This is a genomic window from Aeromonas sp. 602200, from assembly GCF_049173895.1.
Lineage (GTDB): Bacteria > Pseudomonadota > Gammaproteobacteria > Enterobacterales > Aeromonadaceae > Aeromonas > Aeromonas veronii_A.
On record NZ_JAAKSL010000015.1, the window covers coordinates 22,333 to 40,812 of the forward strand.

Below are 18,480 nucleotides of genomic sequence, written 5' to 3' on the forward strand. Positions count from 1 at the left end.
ATTTAAACACTGACGTCAGTCACGCTCGGCCCTACGTCGAGCCCCCACAGCTGACTGGCCTCAATACCCTCCCCTGGCGCTGCCTCACATCCAGCAAGTATGCCCCCTCAATATCCACGCAATCCGCGCAAATAGCACCGCCCCTTGCAAGGGCTGCCAGACTCTAACGGTCAAACCAAACTGCTGCGAGCAAGGCTGTACGACGCAAAGGAGAACGGTGCACTCCCCATCAAAGAGATAAACAGGAAGCAGGAAGCAGGAAGCAGGAAGCAGGAAGCAGGAGAGATTAACCGTTTGCCAAAGATCACTTAACACAGCAATCCGGCGATTTATCATGGCGCCAATCCGCTGTCGCCAAAAAAGAAAATGGCCGAGAAATTATCTCGGCCATTTGTAGCCTGGTCAAAGACTCAAGCCTGGATATTACTCTTGTTCAACTTATTAGAAGTTGTACTGCAGAGCAACAGTCCACTCGTCGTCATGCTTCTCGATACCCTGGATCTTGTACTCGGTGTAAGCTTTCAGCTTCGGAGTGAAAGCGTACTGAACACCCAGCAGGGTCTCGTCAACCAGATCCTTGTAAGTAGAACCGGCAGCTTGAGCGTTGGCCTTGCCTTCTTTGAAGTTGTAACCAGCCAGGAAGGTCCAAGCATCTACGTTGTAAGAAGCAGCCAGCTCGTAACCACGGCCGTCATCTTTCAGACCCAGGCTCTTGTTCTTCACTTCGCCTTCAGTGTAAACACCGGCAAAATAGAAGCCATTGATAGCGTAGTGCGCGCCAATAGCCCACTCGTCTTTCTTACCAGTCTGACCATTAACTTTGTTTTGCAGGTCGGAGTAGGCATAACCGGCGTTGAAGCCCAGGCCGAAGTCAAAATCGTAACCGGCGGCAACGGCATAAGCTTTCTTACGCTTAACGTCGGAACCAAAGATGGCATCTTCTTTGACCTTCTGACCAACGTCAGTGATCTTGACCGCTACGTCGTCATTGGTTTGGTAGGAAACTTTACCTTTGAAACCAGCGAAGGTGTTGGAGTAGATAACCTGGCCTTCCTGACGACCGTCATAGAAGTTACCCGCATCGCCCCACTCGTTGAAAATATCGGTCGGCTCGAGTACGTCGTAGAAAGCAGTGTCGGTCTGACCGAAGATGATTTTACCGTACTGGGTGCCGTCAAAGCCTGCATAGATATGACGAGCATCGAACTTGCTAGACTTACCGTCACTGCCCTTGTCGGAGTTTTCAGCAGCAACTTGCCACTCGGTCTTGGCGATACCGGACCAAGTGTTGTTCAGAGCAACTTTACCGGACCAGCCCAGACGGGAAGAACCAATCAGCTCGCCATCGGTATCATCGTGCTCACCGTAGTAGTTAGCCTGTACACGGCCGTATACGTCGAAAGTGGTACCGTCTTTGTCATAGATCACTGCGGCGTTAGCGGCGGATGCAAACAGAGCCGGAATAGCAATAGCCAGAATTGTCTTTTTCATAGTTTCCAATGCCTACTGTAATTAAACACTAAGTTGTTGTTATTCCCTGTGTTAGCGATGTTCTTTGCATCACTATGCCGCCGAGACTAGCACCGGATTTTTTGAACCGCAATGAAAAAACTTGGAACTTTTTACGCAAACCATAGTCATGGAGGCAAAAATGTGAGCCAAGTCTCACCTGACGGCAAGGCAAAAGGAAAACGTTTACAATGAATCCTGCTGATTATTTGCACTCAAATAGTCTATTTTGCATGCAAATAACGCTAAATACCTGATAAACAACCAAAGTGGTCTGAACAGCGTAAAACTGCCGTGATAATGGCTGTTGCCTCGACCTCACCGAGGGGTTGCGGGTATCCTTGTCCTTCTATTAACCCCTAACTGGCCTTCTCTTCATGCTCTCTACTCGCCTCAAAGCAACCATTCGGCAAACCTATCGCCAGATTTCGGATGGATTACCCGGTTTTGTGCCGCGCAAAGAGCAGAACTTTCTGGTGGCCGAGATAGCCAAAACCCTGACCGGCGAGTACGACAAACAACGCCGTATTCTGGTTGCCGAAGCGGGCACCGGTATCGGCAAATCCCTCTCCTATGCGCAGGGCGCCATTCCGGTGGCGCGACTCACCCAGAAGAAGCTAGTGATCTCCACCGCCACAGTGGCCCTGCAAGAGCAGCTGATCCACAAAGACCTTCCTTTTTACCACCGCCACAGCGAGCTGCCGTTTCGCTTTATGCTGGTCAAGGGGCGTCAACGCTACTGTTGCGAGCATCTGCTGGAGCAGGCAGCCAGTGGCGCCGAGATGGCCAACTTCGAGCTCGACTTTGGCAGTCTGAGCAAATCCAAACCATCGGACAGCGACAAGGATCGCTACCAGGCGCTGTGGCAGGCCTACACCAATGGCAAGTGGGACGGGGATCGGGACAACTGGCCGGAGCCCATTCCCGACACGTGCTGGGATCGCATCGCCGCAGACCGCCACATCTGCAACAAGGCGCTGAGCCATCACCAGCACTGCCCCTTTCATCGCGCCCGCAACGACATGGAGAGCGCCGATGTGCTGGTCGTCAACCATGCGCTACTGCTCTCCGATCTCACCATGGGCGGCGGCATCATTCTGCCGCCCCCTGATGAGTGCATCTATGTGCTGGATGAGGCCCATCACCTGCCCACCATCGCCCGGGATCACGGCGCAGCGTCGGCCAGCGTCAAAGGCTCGCGTCGCTGGCTGGAGAAGCTGGTACAAAGTGCAGGCAAGCTGGCGCGGACTCTTAATAAGGAGAGCCTGCTCGACCCCCAACTCAAACTGCAGGATGCGCTGGCCACCATCCAGCCCGATCTGAAGGCGGTCGAGCAGTGGCTCAGCGCCAACGATCGGCTGTTTGGCACGGAACCCCACTACCGCTTCGTCGAAGGGGTATTGCCGGATCCCCTACCCATGCTGGCGGAGAATCTCAAGGAGTCGAGCAAGAAGGCGCTGCGGGCGCTGGATCGGATGCAGGGGGCCATAGGTGAAGCGCTGAAAGATGGCGAGATCCGCCGCAAGGAGGCCGAACCCCTGCTGGCCGAGAGCGGTTTTCATCTGCAACGGCTGGAGAGTTTCTGCGCCCTGTGGGAGATGCTGGGGCGCCATGTGCCGACCGGTAAAACCCCGCTCGCCCGCTGGATGGCCAAGAGCGATGACGGCGATATCTGGCTGCACGCCTCACCGATTGAGGTAGGCTATCTGCTGGAGGAGTGGCTCTGGTCGAAATGTCTAGGTGCCGTACTGGTCTCAGCGACCCTCACCGCCCTCTCTTCCTTTAGTTATTTTCGCCATCAGGTGGGGCTCAAGGAGCACGACGGTACCCGCTATCTGCGCCTGCGCTCCCCCTTTGACTACCAGAAAGCCGAGCTCTATCTGCCCAAGATGGAGCACGAACCCAACTCACCAGCCTTTACCAATGAACTCATCAGCGTGCTGCCACGTATTCTGGCGGGCAAGGAGGCGAGTCTGGTGCTCTTCTCCTCCTACCGCCAGATGAATGAGGTGGCCGTTGGCTTGCGAGCCAAGGGACTGTCACTGCTGGTGCAGGGGGAAGCCTCCCGCAATGCACTGCTCACCCTGCACAAGCAGAAATGCGATGGCGGTCAGGCCAGCATCCTGTTTGGTACCGGCAGCTTCTCGGAGGGACTGGATCTGCCGGGTCACTATCTCACCAATCTGGTGATCACCAAACTCCCCTTTGCGGTGCCCAACTCACCGGTCGAGGAGGCTACCGCCGAGTGGGTGGAGCAGCGAGGCGGCAACCCCTTTCTGCAACTGACGGTGCCAGAAGCATCGCGCAAACTGATCCAGGCCTGTGGCCGCCTCATCCGCAAAGAGGCCGATCGGGGGCGGGTCACCATTCTTGATCGACGTCTACTGACCAAACGTTATGGCAAGGGGTTACTTGATGCCCTCCCCCCGTTTACACGGCGGATCGAATAAATAAGCATGCCGTTATTGATAAATGAACTGACAACTGCACGAACATACACCTCCAGAAAGAGCCATTGCCGCAGTAGACCAAACCTGTAAAAATGAGCCCCTGTTTTCAGTGGGCAATCGCCTGACTGTTCAAGGAGATGAAATGAAACTGACTGTTCTGGTACCGGCGCTGGCTGGTCTGTTGTGGGCCGGTAGCGCCTTGGCTGATGCCAAACTGGAAGTATCCACCCCTTACATCGTGCAGTTGATTGATGGCCAATCCATCAACCCCCAGCTGCTCGACAAAACCAGCACCTTCCCCCTCTCTGCCGGCAAGCACCAGTTGGTCGTCGCCTTTGAAGGCAACTACTCCAGCCGTAACGAAATCAAGCTGGTGACCGCCGAGCCGCTGGTGCTGAACTTCACTGCAGCCGACAATCAGCAGCTGGTGCTGGACTATAAAAAGCCCCGCAATGAAGCAGAAGCCAAACAGTTCCTGAAAGATCAGAAAGTGGTGCTAAAAGACAAGGTCAGTGGCCAGCAAGTGAGCAGTGAACAGTTCGTAATGCCGAAAGTAGAGGGCTTCCAGCTGACCCGTGACTATCAGCAAGAGCTGATCAACATGGGCAAAGCTTTCAACCAGCCCAAAACCGTTGCCGTCTCCTCTGCTGCCGTGATGGCTGCCGCCAGCGCACCGGCCCAAGCCGCGCCCAGCAAGGCGCAAAGCAATCCGGAAGCCCTGACCCAGCTGCAAAACTGGTACAACAAGGCCGATGCGGAAACCCGCAAAGCCTTCCAGATCTGGGTTATCCAGCAGCAGTAATCCGGAAACATCATCCTGACCCGTCGGGAATGACAAGGGGAGCCTGGCTCCCCTTTTTCATATCCAGGTTCATCTCTGCATCGATGGAACAATGCCCTGATGTCACTGCATATTTTCTATCACCCCCTCTACTCCTCCCTGATCCTGCCCGAACGCCATCGCTTCCCGCTGGCCAAGTATCAGGGGCTGTTTGAGCGCTTGCAGGTGCAGGGTTACCCCCTTGGCGAAGCGCCGTCGGCCACCCGGGAGCAAATCTGTCGCATTCACGATGCTGATTATGTCGCGGCGGCCCTGAGTGGCCAACTTGAAGAGCGCGCCATCCGCAAGATCGGTTTTCCCTGGTCACCCATGCTGATGGAGCGCACCTTGCGCTCGGTGGGTGCCACTATTGCCGCCAGCCGCTATGCACTTGAGCAGGGCTGCGGCTTGCAGATCTCCGGTGGCTACCACCACGCCCACCGGGATCACGGCAGCGGTTTTTGTCTGTTCAACGATCTGGTGATTGCGGCCCAGGCTTGCCTCGACGAGGGGCGCTGTGAACAGGTGCTGATCGTCGATCTCGATGTGCATCAGGGAGATGGCAGTGCGGCCCTGTGTGCTGGACGGCGCGATATCATCACCCTCTCCCTCCATGGTGAGCACAACTTTCCCCATCACAAAGCCACCTCTCACCTCGACTTTCCGCTGCCAAGCGGCATGACGGACGATGCCTATCTCACCACACTGCAACAGGCACTCTCACTGGCACTGCGCCTCTATTCGCCGGATCTCATCCTCTATCAGGCGGGCGTCGATGTGCATCATGCCGACGAGCTTGGCTATCTCTCCCTGAGCGATGAAGGGGTGCGCCTGCGCGATGCCATGGTATTTGACTGTGCAATCAAGCATGGGTTGCCTGTCGCCGCTGTACCCGGTGGCGGCTATCGCCGCGACTGGCAACAGCTGATCCCGCTTCATATGTCGCTGTTTGAGGCGGCGCTCCACCGTTTTGGTTGATGGCATGGCTTATAGCGCGGACACCCCATCAGAGTGGGCGGCATTTCACCAGATAAAACAGAAGAGGCGACCCTTGGGTCGCCTCTTCGTGTTTTGTCCTCTCGGTCACACAAGCTCGCTCGTTGTCAGGCAAGCTCGGGACGCCTGAGGATAATTATCTCTGACGCTTGCGGGCGTACTTGCGACGGGCGCGGGCCTGACGCTCCTCTTCCCGCTCGGCCTTCTCTTTGGCTTTTTGCTCGGCTTCTGCGGCGGCTTCGACAATCTCGACGCTCACCATCTCCGGCGTCTCCAGCGAGATGCGGCCAAGCAAGCCGGAGCGGAACTCGTTGATCAGGATCTCGGACGCCTTGTGCAAGTCGGCCAGCCCCCCTTTGCGCATAAACGCCCGCTGGCGGGCGATCATCTCCAGCAGCTCGATCTCGGTCTCGGGCAACTCGTCAATCTGGTAACGCGCCTTGATCCGCTCCGGATAGGCCTTGATGAAGTAATCGGCGGCGAACATGGCGATATCGGCATAGTCGAACACCGTGTCCTTGATGGCCGCGGTGATGGCCAGACGATAACCGCAGGAGGGCGGATTGAGCTTGGGCCAGAGAAAACCCGGGGTATCGGTCAGGATAACGTTGTTATCCAGCTTGATCCGCTGCTGGGACTTGGTCACCCCCGCCTCGTTGCCGGTACGGGCGATGATGCGTCCCGCCAGAGTATTGATCAGAGTGGACTTGCCCACGTTGGGGATCCCCATGATCATCGCCCGCACGCCGCGCAGCTCAAAATTGCGCTCCGGCAGCATTTCGTGGCAGAGGGTCAGCAGTTGCTTGATCTTCTCCGGCTCTTGTTGCGTCAGCGGCAGCGCCTTGATCCCCTTCTCTTTTTCCATGTGCGCCACCCACAGATCGGTGATCGCCGGATCGGCCAGGTCCGCCTTGTTCAGCACCTTGATCACCGGGGTATCACCACGCAGCTCGGGCACCAGCGGGTTTTCGCTGGAGAAGGGGATGCGGGCATCGAGCATCTCGATGATCACATCGACCTGGGGCATGACCTCGGCAATCTCTTTGCGGGCCTTGTGCATGTGACCGGGGAACCAGTTGATGGACATATCCGTTACTCTCTGTGGGGGCTGCGGGCGCGCGCATGGAACAACAAGCGCTCTGCCGCGGGCATCGAACGAAGGGGGCGCATTTTACCTGCTGCGGGCCTCTTTTGACAGGTCATTCTAACCATCACCTCCTCAAATCAGCAAACCGCCGAGGCGGAGCAACCTTGCCGGAAGCGACCGGACCAACTGGCTCAATTGATAGATAACACATTGATATAGTGTAACATTTTCATCACTTTTTCACACAACCGTCACCGATAGTCAGTAAAAGTGTCATCTGCCCCCTCTAGGCTGCGCTCAGGTTTTACAAGGAGCGAACCCCAATGAGAAAAATGGCAGGACTTGCAGTGATGATCGGCGCCGCCCTGGCTGCCGGCTGCAAATCAGACAATGACACGGTGGCGACCAAGCCCGCAGCCCAACCCACCAACGTCATCTTCTTCCTCGGTGACGGCATGGGCCTCAACACCCTGACGGCAGCCCGCATCTACGGTGTCGGCGAAGAGGGTGATCTCACCATCGATACCCTGCCAGAGACGGCCTTTATCAAGACCTTCTCCCACGATGCCCAGGTCACTGACTCGGCCCCCTCCATGGCGGCCTACATGACCGGGGTCAAGAGCAACAACGGCGTCATCAGCATGGACGGCGACGCCACCTATGAGAGCGACTGCAGCAAGAGCGCCGGCAAGCCGGTGCCCACCCTGCTGGAGCTGGCCAAAGCCGATGGCCGCGGTACCGGCGTGGTAACCAGTACCCGGGTGACCCACGCCACCCCGGCGGCTACCTATGCCCATATCTGCAACCGGGATCTGGAGGCCGATATCGCCGTCCAGCTGGTACCGGGCGGCAAAGGCTACAACAGCGCCCTCAAGGAGGGACTGGATGTGGTGCTCGGTGGCGGCAGCAGCTTCTTCCTGCCCAAAGCCGACAAGGGCAAGCGGGAGGATGGCCGCAACCTCATCAGCGAAATGCAGGCCAAGGGCTACCAGTTTGCCAGCAATCTGGATGAGCTGAACAAGGCCGATGCGGGCAAGCCGCTGCTGGGTCTGTTTGGTTCCAGCCACATGAAATATGACCTGGACCGTCCCGCCAGCGAGCCGTCACTGGCCCAGATGACCCTGGCCGCCATCAAGCAGCTCAAGGGCAAAGAGAAGGGTTACTTCCTGATGGTGGAAGGGGGCCGCATCGACCACGCCCTGCACGACACCAACGCCAAGCGGGCGCTGCAGGACACCATCGCCTTCGACAACGCCATAAAAGCCGCCATCGACGAGGTGAAAAAGAGCGACCCCGAGCTGAAAAACACCCTGATCGTGGTCACCGCCGATCACGACCACACGCTCGTGCTCAACGGCTATGCCAAGCGCACCGGCAAGACCACCGCCGACAACCCCGGCGTACTCGGGTTGGTGAAGAACTACGAGACTGGCGAGCCAAGCAAGGATAGCGAGGGCATGCCCTACACCATCATAGGTTTTGGCAACGGCTACAACCGGGTAGATGGCCCGCGCAGCAGCGTCGCCCCGCTCGACGATGCCACCGTCTCCGCCAATGACTACCACCAGGAAGTGGTGGTCAAGGTGGGCGAAATCGGCAACGAGACCCACGGCGGCACCGATGTCTTCCTCGGCGCCATCGGCAAGGGGGCTGACAGCTTCCATGGCTCACTCGATAACACCGCCGTGTTCGGCAAGATCAAGGCTGCGGCCAAGCTGTAAGGAGCACTTTCATGAGCAAACAGATGAACACATCCATCAAGCACACGCTGGTCTGCGCCGCCCTGTTCAGTGCGCTGGGCGCAACCTCCCAGGCACAAGCCGGTGATGCCAAAAACGTCATTCTCTTTATCGGTGATGGCATGGGCCCCACCGTGCTCACCGCCACCCGCCTGTTCAAGGTGGGGGAAGAGGGCAATCTGGAGATGATGAAACTGCCGCGCAGTGCCCGCATCAAGACCTTCTCCAACGATGCCCAGACCACCGACTCGGCCCCCTCCATGGCGGCCTACACCACCGGGGTCAAGATGAACAACGAGGTGATCGCCATGAGCAGCGACACCAAAGCCGTTGCCCCCGGCAAAGACGTCAATGGCAACAAAACCGTCAACAATTGCAGCAGCGATAACGGCAAGCCGGTGCCCACCATCCTGGAGCTGGCCAAGGCGGCAGGCAAATCGGTCGGGGCCGTCACAACTACCGAGCTGACCCACGCGACCCCGGCGGCTACCTACGCCCACATCTGCCATCGGGATGCAGCTTATGACATCGCCGCACAGGCCGTTCCTGGGGGCGCTGGCTATAACAGTGCCCTCAAGGATGGGGTCGATGTGCTGATGGGCGGTGGTGCCAACCACTGGACCCCCTACAGCGCCAGCAACAAGGGCGGTCGCAATGACAACCGCGACCTGACCGCGGAGATGAAGGCGCAGGGATACAGCTATGTCACCACCCAAAGTGAACTGGCCAAGGTCACCAGCGGCAAGGTGCTCGGTCTGTTCAGCAGCAAATCCCACCTCGACTACGAGCTGGATCGGGTCGCCAAGGGGGCTGCCAATACCCAGCCGTCCCTCTCCGAAATGACAGCCAAGGCGATCGACCTGCTGAGCAAGAACAGTCAGGGTTACTTCCTGATGGTAGAGGGTGGCCGTATCGATCATGCCCTGCACGGCACCAACGCCAAGCGCTCGCTCACCGACGCAGTGGCTCTGGATGAGGCGGTCAAGACGGCGCTCGGCAAGGTGGATCTGAAAGATACCCTGATCGTGGTCACCGCCGACCATGACCACACCATGACCATTAACGGCTACTCCGCCAAGGGCAATCCGGTGCTGGATCTGGTGAAAAATGGCGATGGCTCGACCCAGAACGACGTGGATGGCAAGCCCTTCACCACCCTGGTGTTCGGTAACGGCCCCAACCGCCCCGATGTACGCCCGGTCCTCACCAGCGATCAGGTGATGGCCAATGACTATCTGCAGGAGACCGGCGTCAAACTGACATCGGAAACCCACGGCGGCGGCGATGTGATGCTGTTTGCCGATGGCGCCGGCAGCAACCGCTTCAAAGGCACGCTGGATAACACCAAGGTGTTTGGCAAACTGCGGGAGGCGCTCGGCCTGTAAGCAGCAGGGGCCCGGTTGCATCTGAGCAATCGACTCAGCGGCCCGGGCCCCGGCTCTTTCGAGCGACAGATGATGATGCGACTTTTGCTTTCGTTATGGCTGCTTGGCAGCACCCTCGCCTTCCCCCTGCATGCTGACGACACGCCCCCGGATCTCGCCGCCCGGATCAGCTATCACGACCGGAACACCGGCAGCGATGGCATCGCCAGAGAGAGTATCTGGCAAGAGAAGTGGCTGCGCGTGGGCAATCAGGTGTGGAGCCAGCGGCTCATTCCCCTCCCCCTTGCCCGTGCCTATCACGCCACTCACGACGCCACGCCCGGCCACAAGCACTTTACCCACCAGATGGCGGCCCGCTGGGTCAGCCGCAGTGATGAGGGTGAACTTCAGCTGCGCTATGCCGACAGCTGGCACAACCAGCTGGTTGAAGTGCCGGTGGAAGAGTATGGCCAGGTGGCCTTCAAGCCCGACTGGCTGCGGATCCGCCATCTCGTCAACCCGGGGCTGATCGAGGGGATGACCCCGCTGGATGAGGCCGCCCCCGAGCAGGCCCGCTGGTATGAAAAGCGCGAAGGGCAGCAACGAACCCGCATTCTCTGGTCGAGTCAGTGGCAGATCCCGCTGGTGGTCGAGTCGGCCAGCCTCGATGGCTATCGCAGCTACCGGATGGAGGTGACCCTGCGCAAGCTGCCTGCGCAGCTCCCCTGGCAGCAACTCGCTGATTACGAAGTGCGCGATCTGCGGGATTTCTTCGACTGAGATCCCAACCTCTCAGCGGGCACAACGACAACGCAGGCAGGAATGTTACACTCTGCATATTCGACTCTGGCTCACGACCTTGATGCGCGCTCTCTGCCTGCCCTTTTTTGCCCTGCTGTTGTTGCTGGTGAACACCGGTGCCCAAGCTATTGTGCTGGTGGCGGCCGAGCTGCCCCCTTACGTCATTCGCTCCTCTCACGGCAAACCAAGCGGTGTCGCCATCGAGATCATGGAGGAGGCCGCCCGGCGCCTCAAAGAGCCGCTCACCATCGAGCTGATGCCGCTGGCCCGAGCCCTCACCCAAACCGCCCATCGCAAGGATGTACTGCTGATACCGCCAGTACGCAGCTCTCAACGGGAGCATCTCTACTACTGGGTTTCCCCCATCCTTGATGAAGAGTTCCTCATTGTCAGCAATCGCCACAAGCATCCCACCCCGCTCATGATAAACGCGCTTCCTTCACTCAAGGTGGGCACCTTGCGTCACTCCTTCGGCCAGTATCTGCTCAAGCAGAGGCTGAATCTCGCCAGCCAAACCGTCGCCACCGAAGACCTCAATGCCCTCAAACTGCAACGAGGACGCATCGATGCCTGGGTCGCAGCCTGGAACGTCATCCTCTACAACCAGCAGACGGGCGGATTTTCCATCGATGAGATAGTAAAAGGCGAATCCTTGATGCGTACCCAGTTATTTATCGCGGCCAGCAAGGATTTTCCCTTCACCGAAGGGCGTCGCTGGCAAGCCGTGATTGACGAGATGCGCCGTGATGGCTCGCTCACGCGGATCATCCGTCAGTACAACTATCACTCTCCTGAGTAGTCACTCAATCACGGTTGCCAAGGCCGGCCAGAATGGTTATGGTAGCCCCATGAAAATACTCGCTATTTCCTCGCATTTGCTCACACCCTGCTGAGCCCCCGCCTCGCTCCTTCGGCCGCGAGTCGCTTGGGGGCATGGCATTTTCAATCGATTGAACCTGTTGAATCCATTTTTGTAACACTTTGCGTGATGGCCAACCTGCACCCGCCGGTATGGGCCTATCCGCTATTGATAAGGAATATCTTATGAAACAACCTCATCTGGTTATCTCCAGCCTTGATCTGGACCGTATCGAACAACTGCTCGGCAACCATCCGCAGCATCTGGCCCTGCAAGAGGAGCTGGACCGCGCCGAGATCCGCGAACCGGCCGACATGCCGCCGGACGTGGTCACCATGAACAGCAAGGTACGCTTCAAGATGCAGAGCAGCGGCAACGAGTTCTGCCTCACCCTGGTCTACCCGCGCGATGCCAAGGGCGACGAGAGCAACATCTCTGTACTGGCGCCGGTAGGCAGCGCCCTGCTCGGCCTGAAAGTGGGCGACAGCATCGCCTGGCCGGGCCCGGCCGGTCGCACCATCGAGGTAGAAATTCTGGAAGTGGTCTATCAGCCGGAGCGCGCCGGCGAACTGCACCGCTGAGTCCCCCGGGCTGGTCATCTCCCTGTTGATCAGCCCGCTTGCTCGCTCTTGCCAGCTGATCCCGATCAAGCTTTGCGCACCTTGCCCCCCGGTTTTTAGCCCCTTTTCCTGCTGCTGCTTGAGCCTGACTCGGGGGGCAGGTATCTTGTTGGCCGCGTCATGGTCATGACGCACCGAATTTCAGGCTGACATCATGATAAAAATTGCCCTCATCGACGATCACCAGATCGTCCGATCCGGTTTTGCCCAACTGCTCAATCTGGAGCCCGACCTGCAGGTGGTCGCCGAATTCGGCTCCGCCAGCGATGCCCTTGCCGGCCTGCCCGGCAGCGGGGCGCGGGTCTGCGTCTGCGACATCTCGATGCCCGACCAATCGGGGCTGGATCTGCTCAAGCAGCTCCCCTCCGGTCTCGCGGTGGTGATGCTCTCGGTACACGACAGCCCCGCCCTCATCGAGCAGGCACTGCAGACCGGTGCCAAGGGATTTCTCTCCAAGCGCTGCAGTCCGGACGAGCTGATCGCCGCCGTGCGCACCGCCGCACAGGGGGGGTGTTATCTGACGCCGGACATCGCCCAGAAACTGGCCAGCAGCAGCCGGGATCCCCTCACCAATCGGGAGCGGGAGATTGCCCAGTTGCTGGCACAGGGGCTGGAGGTGAAAGCCATCGCCGAGCAGCTTGGACTCTCCCCCAAGACGGTTCACGTCCATCGCGCCAACCTGATGGACAAGCTCAAGGTCAGCAACAACGTCGAGCTGGCCCACCGCATGCTGGATAGCTGGTGATCTCCCGTCTTGCCAGCTATGTCGCCATCGCGCTGGCGGCCTGCTTCATCTTTGCCGCCGGCTGGTTTTGCCTCTGGAGCATCAGCCTGCATCTGGCGGGTGGCCCAGCGCTGGCGGTGCTGCTGTTCCCCTTCGGCCTGCGCCTCGGGTTGCTGCTGCAAAGTCCCGGCCACTACTGGCCGCCGCTGTTGCTGTGCGAAGGGCTGCTGCTCTACTGGCTCAATCTGGAAGTGGGGCTGCCCCACTGGCCTTGGCTGGTCGCGGGCAGTCTGCTGACCATGCTACCGCTGCTGATTGCCCGTCGCCAGCAGGTGCGCAACGACTGGCAGCAACTGTTGCTGCTGCTCGCCACCGTCACGGCGGCGGCGCTGCTGCAAGCCCTGCTCTGGCATCTGGCCGGGGAAGATGGCCTCTCGGCCCTGCTGCTCAGCCTGACCGGCGGGCTGACGCTGACCTCCACCTGTATGCTGATCTGGCACTACCTCACCCGCGCCACCTGGGTGCCGCTGGGGCCTGCGCTGGTGGATCAACCGGTGGAGTGGCGCTTTCGCCATCTGGTCTGGTATCTGCTGCTGTTCGTATTGAGCCTCTGGCTGCAACTGGGATTGCCCAACTCGCTGGTACGCTTCACCCCGTTTTGTCTGGCCATCCCCATCATCGCCATGGCGTGGCGCTACGGCTGGCAAGGGGCGCTGCTCGCCACCCTGATGAACACCATCGCCCTGCTGGCCAGTCAGGCCTGGCATGATCACCCGCTGGATCTGCTGCTCTCCCTGCTGGCCCAGAGCCTCACCGGCCTGCTGCTGGGTGCCGGGATCCAGCGCCAGCGGGAACTCAATCAGGCGCTGACCCGCCAGCTCGCCCACAATCGCCAGCTCACCGAGCGGCTGCTGGAGACCGAGGAGAGCATCCGCAAGGAGGTGGCGCGCGAGCTGCACGACGACATCGGCCAGACCATCACAGCAATTCGAACCCAGGCAGGGATCGTGCGCCGCCTCGCCCCCGATAATGCCGGGGTGGGCCAGAGCAGTGCCCTGATCGACACGCTATCGCTCGGGATCTATGACGCGGTGCGCGGTCTGCTCGGGCGGCTGCGCCCGCGCCAGCTCGACGACATGACTCTTGAACAGGCGGTACGGGCACTGCTGCGGGAGCTGGAGCTGGAGCGTCACGGCATCGTCACCCGTCTGGAATGGCAACTGGCAGATGGCGATCTCTCCGATGCCCAGCGGGTCACCCTGTTTCGGGTCTGTCAGGAGGGGCTCAACAACGTGGTCAAACATGCCAACGCCCACTCGGTCACCATTCGCGCCCGGGCCAGCGGCGAGCAGTTGCAACTGGTGCTGGAAGATGATGGCCGCGGTCTGCCGGAAAGCCGCCCGCAGCAGGGCTATGGCCTGCTCGGCATTCGCGAGCGGGTACAGGCCCTAGGGGGCAGTCTGCAACTCTCCTGCATCCACGGCACCCAGCTGACGGTCAATCTGCCCAGTCGCAGACGGGAAGAGAGTCATGGCTAATCACCACCAGAGGGCCTGCCCGTGCTGAGTTTTATGAGAAGCGCGCCGCCCCGGCCCCTTATCCGGGATCAGGGCGAGATCGACGCCACCTATCGCCACTGGCGGCTGCACCTGCTGCTGACCATGTATCTGGGCTACGCGGTCTTCTACTTCACTCGCAAGAGTTTCAACTTCGCCATGCCGGACATGCTGACGAGCGGCATGCTGGACAAGTCCGACATCGGCATGCTCTGGACCCTGTTCTACATCACCTACGGCTGCTCCAAGTTCTTCTCCGGCATCATCAGTGACCGCGCCAACCCGCGCTACTTTATGGGTGTCGGACTGATGGCCACCGGCGTTATCAATATCCTGTTCGGCCTCTCGTCGGCACTCTGGATGTTTGCCGCCCTCTGGGTCGCCAACGCCTTCTTCCAGGGCTGGGGCTGGCCCCCCTGCTCCAAGCTGCTCACAAGCTGGTATTCGCGTACCGAGCGCGGGGTCTGGTGGTCGGCCTGGAACACCGCCCATAACGTCGGCGGGGCACTTATCCCCCTCATCGTCAGCACCATCGCCCTGCAACATGGCTGGCGCTACGGCATGATAGTGCCCGGCCTTATCGCCATCCTTGCGGGGTTGTTCCTCTGCTGGCGACTGCGGGATACCCCGAATGCCATGGGACTGCCGACAGTGGGCGAGTGGCGCAAGGACGCCATGGAGCTGGCCCAGCAGACCCAGGATGCGGGGCTCTCCCATCGCCAGATCCTGCGCAAATATGTGCTGGGCAACCCCTATATCTGGCTGCTCGCCTGCTGCTACGTGTTGGTCTATGTGGTGCGCACCGCCATCAATGACTGGGGCAACCTCTACATGACCGAGCAGCGCGGCTTCAATCTGATGAGCGCCAACTCGGCCATCTCCATGTTCGAAGTGGGGGGCTTTATCGGCGCTTTGGTGGCGGGTTGGGGATCGGACAAGCTGTTCAACGGCAACCGTGGCCCGATGAACCTGATCTTTGCGGTGGGGATCCTGCTGGCGGTGGGATCGCTCTGGCTGATGCCCTTCTTCAGCTATGTGATGCAGGCGGCCTGCTTCTTTACCATCGGCTTCTTCGTGTTTGGCCCCCAGATGCTGATCGGCATGGCAGCGGCGGAGTGCTCCCACAAAAACTCGGCGGGGGCCGCCACCGGCTTTGTCGGCCTGTTTGCCTACATGGGGGCGGCGCTGTCAGGCTATCCGCTGGCCAAGGTGATGGAGATCTGGCACTGGAACGGCTTCTTCGTGGTGATCTCGGTGGCGGCAGGTGTCTCGGCCCTGCTGCTGCTCCCCTTCCTCAAGGCGCAGGCACCGAGACCCCCTCAAGCGAATGCAGATTAGCGGGTGGCAGCTAACGAGCTATATCCGGCAAGCAGACAGGGCGCGGATCACCGCGCCCTGATTTTATTCCTGAACCTATTCCTGCATCAGGCCGCCTGACAGACCCGGTTCTTTCCTTCCCGCTTGGCCCGATAGAGAGCGTCATCCGCACGGCTGAACAGGCTGTCAAAGTGCCACTCCCCCTGCCAGTAAGCAATACCCATGCTGACGGTGATATGAATCCCCTCCACCTCGCTGGCCGCAAGCTGAACCAGCAGTGACTGGCAACGGGCGATGGCCTCGTCTGCGGCGACATGGCGAAACAGCAGCACAAACTCCTCACCCCCAAAGCGGCCCGCCAATACCCCCTCCAGCTCGCGCAGTGCCAACCCGACCCGCTCCAGCACCCGATCACCCACCTCATGACCATGCCGATCGTTGATCTGCTTGAAGTCATCCAGATCGAGCACCACCAACGCCCCCTGTTGTGCAGGGCGTCCCCGGGCCAGACGCTCCATAAAACCACGGCGATTGAACAAGCCGGTCAGCGGGTCATGACTGGCCTGATAGCGCAGCTCCAGCGCCCGGTGCTGGTTGCAGAGCAGCAGCACCCCGAAGGTAAGCATGGAGCTGCCCACCAGCATGGAGACATAGGGCAACACGTTGAACAGCTGACGCTGGAACGGGCTTTCGATCACCTCGCCCCACACGGTAAACATCCGCATCAATGTCATGGCAATCAGTACCAGATTGAGGCCAATCAGTACCCAGACTGCCACCTGATAATCGGGTCGACCGTGCCGCCAGAGCTGCCAGATGATGAGCGTACTGAGCATGAGGAAGGTGGCGCTGCAGATCATCACCCGCACAGCAATCCGGCCATCGATGGCGACCGACCAGGTCATGATGGCGGCAAACAGCAGGATGAATCCCCAGCAGGCAGGCCAGCCTGGCGATTGACGGAAGAAACAGCGCTGGGCAACCAGCAGCAGCGACACATGAAAAATCAGAAAGACATTGCCAACCCAGGAGCCATAGGGGGTGGGGGTCAGCAGTAAACTGGCAAATCCCGCCTGACCCAGCATGGCAAACAGACTGGACCACCACCAGACCCCGACACCGGGAATATCGTTGTGGGTAACACGAATGATGGTAAGAGTGAGGAAACCGAGACAATAGCCACACAAGGCCATGATCATCAAGGTAAAAATATCCAGCTTAAGCAGTAGTGAGGCGTCCATACCAAAGCCATGCAGAGAGGGTAACTGAGTATATGAGAAGCGTTTGCCAAGACCCAGTGGGACTTGATGGTTTTCATAATAAAGCCCGTTCGTTTGCTGACAAACAGCGCAATGAGCGTGATATCCCATCAATACGTATTTGTCTCCGCCCTGAAAAAAGTCTCTTATGGAGCTTGTCGGTGCAATAAGAGCCGCAAGCGGCGCCTTGGCTTTGTAACAAAATGTCTTGGGCATAATTTGGGCTTGAACCCACCCCATTAGATAGATATGTTGTTTTCGTGTGATTTTATGAATGAAGCCATGAGCAATAAATGTCTCTAACCTGTTGAGTCTTCTGACACAATTTGTTTTTGGTACATTTTTCACTCAACCACTATTCATAGCATCTCATATGGGGCTTTTGTCCCGCTCAAGACATTCATCCTGTCTTGCCTGTTGCCGGATGCAGCAGTCTCTTGTGCCACGGAGTCGCACGGGATCAGGTTCAAGGCCGAACACACCACCGACAGAGACGTCACTTATGATCAAAAAACTGATTCTTTCTACCCTGCTGTTTTGCGGGATCGCCACGGCGGCCCCGACACCTGCCCCCACGTCCACCCTGGATGCCGTGCTCGAACGCGGCGTGCTGCGAGTCGGCTTCGACGCCGGCTATCAACCCTTCGAGATGACCAACAAGCAGGGCCAGTACATCGGCTTTGACGTGGATCTCGCCAAGATGGTCGCCAAAGAGATGGGCGTGAAGGTCGAGTTCGTCAACACCGCCTGGGATGGCATCATTCCGGCGCTGCTGACCAACAAGTTCGACGTCATCATGGGCGGCATGACCGTCACTCCCCAGCGCAACCTGCGGGTCAACTTTGCCGATCCTTACATCGTGGTCGGCCAGACCATCGTCCTGCGCAAAGAGAAGGCGGGCGAAATCAAATCCTTCACCGACCTCAACGACCCGAAATACAAGATCGCGGTCAAGCTCGGCACCACCGGCGAGCAGGCAGTCAAGCGCCTGATCCCCAAAGCCACCCTGCTGCAGTTTGAAACTCAGGATGACGCCAAGCTGGAAGTGATCAACGGCAAGGTCGATGCGTTCGTCTATGACCTGCCCTACAACGCTATTTTCGCCTCCCAGAATCAGGGCGCCGTGGTGCACCTCGACAAGCCATTCACCTTCGAGCCGCTGGCCTGGGCCATCCGCAAAGGGGATCAGGACACCCTCAACTGGTTCAACAACTACCTGCGCCAGATCAAGGGCGACGGCAGCTACGACCGCCTCTACAAGAAGTGGTTCGAATCCAACGCCTGGCTGAGTCAGCTCAAATAACCTCAAAAGGGGGCGCCTTGCCGCTCCCTCTCGCAACACCCCACACAATAACGAGAAGAGGTTGTGACTGTGCACA

Annotated in this window: 15 protein-coding genes; 12 read left to right on the forward strand and 3 right to left on the reverse strand. The window is 59.0% G+C overall.

All coding sequences use genetic code 11. The annotated features are described in order from the left end of the window. Positions 1-441: 441 nt before the first annotated feature. Positions 442-1,491 (reverse strand): porin, encoded by a 1,050-nt coding sequence (locus tag G5221_RS16355; RefSeq protein ID WP_421263579.1) that lies wholly within the window; start codon positions 1,489-1,491, stop codon positions 442-444. A gap of 395 nt (positions 1,492-1,886) precedes the next feature. Between G5221_RS16355 and dinG the strand changes: the two genes are divergently transcribed. The 3 genes from dinG to G5221_RS16370 all read left to right on the forward strand — a co-directional run bounded on the left by dinG (position 1,887) and on the right by G5221_RS16370 (position 5,757). Further along, on the forward strand, positions 1,887-3,959 hold the full coding sequence (dinG, locus tag G5221_RS16360; protein WP_421263580.1) for an ATP-dependent DNA helicase DinG: 2,073 nt from the start codon (positions 1,887-1,889) through the stop codon (positions 3,957-3,959). A 142-nt stretch (positions 3,960-4,101) separates the two neighbouring features. Beyond that, on the forward strand, positions 4,102-4,761 hold the full coding sequence (locus tag G5221_RS16365; protein ID WP_421254841.1) for a DUF2057 family protein: 660 nt from the start codon (positions 4,102-4,104) through the stop codon (positions 4,759-4,761). A 99-nt stretch (positions 4,762-4,860) separates the two neighbouring features. Next, positions 4,861-5,757, forward strand: a complete 897-nt coding sequence (locus tag G5221_RS16370; RefSeq protein ID WP_421258581.1) for a histone deacetylase — start codon at positions 4,861-4,863, stop codon at positions 5,755-5,757. A gap of 154 nt (positions 5,758-5,911) precedes the next feature. On the opposite strand, the gene ylqF is transcribed toward G5221_RS16370, so the two are convergent. Next, positions 5,912-6,862, reverse strand: coding sequence for a ribosome biogenesis GTPase YlqF (ylqF, locus tag G5221_RS16375; protein WP_421208174.1), 951 nt, complete (start codon positions 6,860-6,862; stop codon positions 5,912-5,914). Positions 6,863-7,185: 323 nt separating this feature from the next. On the opposite strand from ylqF, the gene G5221_RS16380 reads away from it, so the two are divergent. The 8 genes from G5221_RS16380 to G5221_RS16415 all read left to right on the forward strand — a co-directional run bounded on the left by G5221_RS16380 (position 7,186) and on the right by G5221_RS16415 (position 15,863). Further along, entirely contained in the window at positions 7,186-8,583 is a 1,398-nt protein-coding gene (locus G5221_RS16380; protein ID WP_421263581.1) for an alkaline phosphatase, read from the forward strand. Between the two features lie 11 nt (positions 8,584-8,594). After that, positions 8,595-9,986, forward strand: coding sequence for an alkaline phosphatase (locus G5221_RS16385; protein WP_042655860.1), 1,392 nt, complete (start codon positions 8,595-8,597; stop codon positions 9,984-9,986). Between the two features lie 72 nt (positions 9,987-10,058). Beyond that, the gene (locus G5221_RS16390; RefSeq protein ID WP_421263611.1) at positions 10,059-10,745 is read left to right on the forward strand and encodes a hypothetical protein; all 687 of its coding nucleotides are present in this window, start codon (positions 10,059-10,061) and stop codon (positions 10,743-10,745) included. Between the two features lie 82 nt (positions 10,746-10,827). Next, positions 10,828-11,565, forward strand: coding sequence for a substrate-binding periplasmic protein (locus G5221_RS16395; protein WP_421263582.1), 738 nt, complete (start codon positions 10,828-10,830; stop codon positions 11,563-11,565). A gap of 245 nt (positions 11,566-11,810) precedes the next feature. Next, complete coding sequence (rnk, locus tag G5221_RS16400; protein WP_005334070.1) at positions 11,811-12,206, forward strand: nucleoside diphosphate kinase regulator; 396 nt, start codon at positions 11,811-11,813, stop codon at positions 12,204-12,206. A gap of 193 nt (positions 12,207-12,399) precedes the next feature. After that, on the forward strand, positions 12,400-12,990 hold the full coding sequence (gene uhpA, locus G5221_RS16405) for a transcriptional regulator UhpA (protein WP_005334071.1): 591 nt from the start codon (positions 12,400-12,402) through the stop codon (positions 12,988-12,990). Continuing rightward, positions 12,987-14,507 carry a signal transduction histidine-protein kinase/phosphatase UhpB gene (uhpB, locus tag G5221_RS16410; RefSeq protein WP_421263583.1) on the forward strand — a complete coding sequence of 507 codons (1,521 nt, stop codon included), beginning with the start codon at positions 12,987-12,989 and terminating at the stop codon, positions 14,505-14,507. The genes uhpA and uhpB overlap by 4 nt, the downstream gene beginning before the upstream one ends. 21 nt (positions 14,508-14,528) lie before the next feature. Next, positions 14,529-15,863, forward strand: a complete 1,335-nt coding sequence (locus tag G5221_RS16415; RefSeq protein ID WP_421263584.1) for an MFS transporter — start codon at positions 14,529-14,531, stop codon at positions 15,861-15,863. 86 nt (positions 15,864-15,949) lie between these two features. On the opposite strand, the gene G5221_RS16420 is transcribed toward G5221_RS16415, so the two are convergent. Then, positions 15,950-17,083 (reverse strand): GGDEF domain-containing protein, encoded by a 1,134-nt coding sequence (locus tag G5221_RS16420; RefSeq protein ID WP_421263585.1) that lies wholly within the window; start codon positions 17,081-17,083, stop codon positions 15,950-15,952. 520 nt (positions 17,084-17,603) lie between these two features. On the opposite strand from G5221_RS16420, the gene G5221_RS16425 reads away from it, so the two are divergent. Beyond that, a complete protein-coding gene (locus tag G5221_RS16425; RefSeq protein WP_166740534.1) occupies positions 17,604-18,404 on the forward strand; it encodes a transporter substrate-binding domain-containing protein in 801 nt (266 codons plus the stop codon). The last annotated feature ends 76 nt before the right edge of the window (positions 18,405-18,480 follow it).